1 rRNA gene is annotated in these 2933 nt (G+C 52.7%); it reads left to right on the top strand.

The annotated features are described in order from the left end of the window. Positions 1–25 precede the first annotated feature (25 nt). Positions 26–2913, top strand: a 23S ribosomal RNA gene (locus tag C942_RS23505). Positions 2914–2933 lie beyond the last annotated feature (20 nt).

Here is a 2933-nt window from a genome sequence, read left to right on the forward strand (position 1 = left end):
CATACGAAACCTCTTGGGGTTGTATGGTTAAGTGACTAAGCGTACACGGTGGATGCCTTGGCAGTCAGAGGCGATGAAGGACGTGCTAACCTGCGATAAGCCGAGAGGAGATGGTAAGAATCACTATACTCTCGGATTTCCGAATGGGGAAACCCACTTGCATAAGCAAGTATCACAACGTGAATACATAGCGTTGTGAGGCGAACCGGGGGAACTGAAACATCTAAGTACCCCGAGGAACAGAAATCAACCGAGATTCCGGCAGTAGCGGCGAGCGAAACCGGATTAGCCCTTAAGTTGAATTGGCGTTAGGTGAACATGCTGGAAAGCATGGCGATACAGGGTGATAGCCCCGTAGCCGACGGCGCCTTTACAGTGAAATCGAGTAGGACGGGACACGTGATATCCTGTCTGAACATGGGGGGACCATCCTCCAAGGCTAAATACTCCTGACTGACCGATAGTGAACCAGTACCGTGAGGGAAAGGCGAAAAGAACCCCTGTGAGGGGAGTGAAATAGAACCTGAAACCGTGTACGTACAAGCAGTAGGAGCCCTTCGGGGTGACTGCGTACCTTTTGTATAATGGGTCAGCGACTTAATTTCAGTAGCAAGGTTAACCGAATAGGGGAGCCGTAGGGAAACCGAGTCTTAACTGGGCGTGCAGTTGCTGGGATTAGACCCGAAACCAGGTGATCTAGCCATGGGCAGGTTGAAGGTGAGGTAACACTTACTGGAGGACCGAACCGACTAATGTTGAAAAATTAGCGGATGACTTGTGGCTAGGGGTGAAAGGCCAATCAAACCTGGAGATAGCTGGTTCTCCCCGAAAGCTATTTAGGTAGCGCCTCGGACGAATACTACTGGGGGTAGAGCACTGTTAAGGCTAGGGGGTCATCCCGACTTACCAACCCTTTGCAAACTCCGAATACCAGTAAGTACTATCCGGGAGACACACGGCGGGTGCTAACGTCCGTCGTGGAGAGGGAAACAACCCAGACCGCCAGCTAAGGTCCCAAAGTTATAGCTAAGTGGGAAACGATGTGGGAAGGCTCAGACAGCCAGGATGTTGGCTTAGAAGCAGCCATCATTTAAAGAAAGCGTAATAGCTCACTGGTCGAGTCGGCCTGCGCGGAAGATTTAACGGGGCTAAGCTATACACCGAAGCTGCGGCAATGCGCATTAGCGTATTGGGTAGGGGAGCGTTCTGTAAGCCGTTGAAGGTGAGTCGTAAGGCTTGCTGGAGGTATCAGAAGTGCGAATGCTGACATGAGTAACGATAAAGGGGGTGAAAAACCTCCTCGCCGGAAGATCAAGGGTTCCTGTCCAACGTTAATCGGGGCAGGGTGAGTCGACCCCTAAGGCGAGGCCGAAAGGCGTAGTCGATGGGAAACGGGTTAATATTCCCGTACTTCTTACTATTGCGATGGGGGGACGGAGAAGGCTAGGTGGGCCAGGCGACGGTTGTCCTGGTTCAAGGGTGTAGGCTGTATTCTTAGGCAAATCCGGGAATACATCAGGCTGAGACCCGATGTCGAGCTGCTACGGCAGTGAAGTCATTGATGCCATGCTTCCGGGAAAAGCCTCTAAGCTTCAGATAGTAAGGAATCGTACCCCAAACCGACACAGGTGATCAGGTAGAGAATACCAAGGCGCTTGAGAGAACTCGGGTGAAGGAACTAGGCAAAATGGTACCGTAACTTCGGGAGAAGGTACGCTGCTGGCGGTGAAGAGACTTGCTCTTGGAGCTGCCGGCAGTCGCAGATACCAGGTGGCTGCAACTGTTTATTAAAAACACAGCACTGTGCAAAATCGAAAGATGACGTATACGGTGTGACGCCTGCCCGGTGCCGGAAGGTTAATTGATGGGGTTAGACTTAGGTCGAAGCTCTTGATCGAAGCCCCGGTAAACGGCGGCCGTAACTATAACGGTCCTAAGGTAGCGAAATTCCTTGTCGGGTAAGTTCCGACCTGCACGAATGGCGTAATGATGGCCACGCTGTCTCCACCCGAGACTCAGTGAAATTGAAATCGCAGTGAAGATGCTGCGTCCCCGCGGCTAGACGGAAAGACCCCGTGAACCTTTACTACAGCTTGGCACTGAACATTGACCCTACATGTGTAGGATAGGTGGGAGGCTTCGAAGCAGGTACGCCAGTATCTGTGGAGCCGTCCTTGAAATACCACCCTTGTAGTGTTGATGTTCTAACTTGGCCCCGTTATCCGGGGTGAGGACAGTGCCTGGTGGGTAGTTTGACTGGGGCGGTCTCCTCCCAAAGCGTAACGGAGGAGCACGAAGGTGGGCTAATCACGGTCGGACATCGTGAGGTTAGTGCAATGGCATAAGCCCGCTTGACTGCGAGAATGACGGTTCGAGCAGGTGCGAAAGCAGGTCATAGTGATCCGGTGGTTCTGAATGGAAGGGCCATCGCTCAACGGATAAAAGGTACTCCGGGGATAACAGGCTGATACCGCCCAAGAGTTCATATCGACGGCGGTGTTTGGCACCTCGATGTCGGCTCATCACATCCTGGGGCTGAAGTCGGTCCCAAGGGTATGGCTGTTCGCCATTTAAAGTGGTACGCGAGCTGGGTTTAGAACGTCGTGAGACAGTTCGGTCCCTATCTGCCGTGGGCGCTGGATGATTGAGAGGGGCTGCTCCTAGTACGAGAGGACCGGAGTGGACGAACCGCTGGTGTTCGGGTTGTGTCGCCAGACGCATTGCCCGGTAGCTAAGTTCGGAATCGATAACCGCTGAAAGCATCTAAGCGGGAAGCGAGCCTCAAGATGAGTCATCCCTGATACTTTAAGTATCCTGAAGGGCTGTTCAAGACTAGAACGTTGATAGGCAGGGTGTGTAAGCGCTGTGAGGCGTTGAGCTAACCTGTACTAATTGCCCGTGAGGCTTAACCATACAACACCCAAGGGGTTTTA

The sequence above is a fragment of the Photobacterium marinum genome, assembly GCF_000331515.1.
Lineage (GTDB): Bacteria > Pseudomonadota > Gammaproteobacteria > Enterobacterales > Vibrionaceae > Photobacterium > Photobacterium marinum.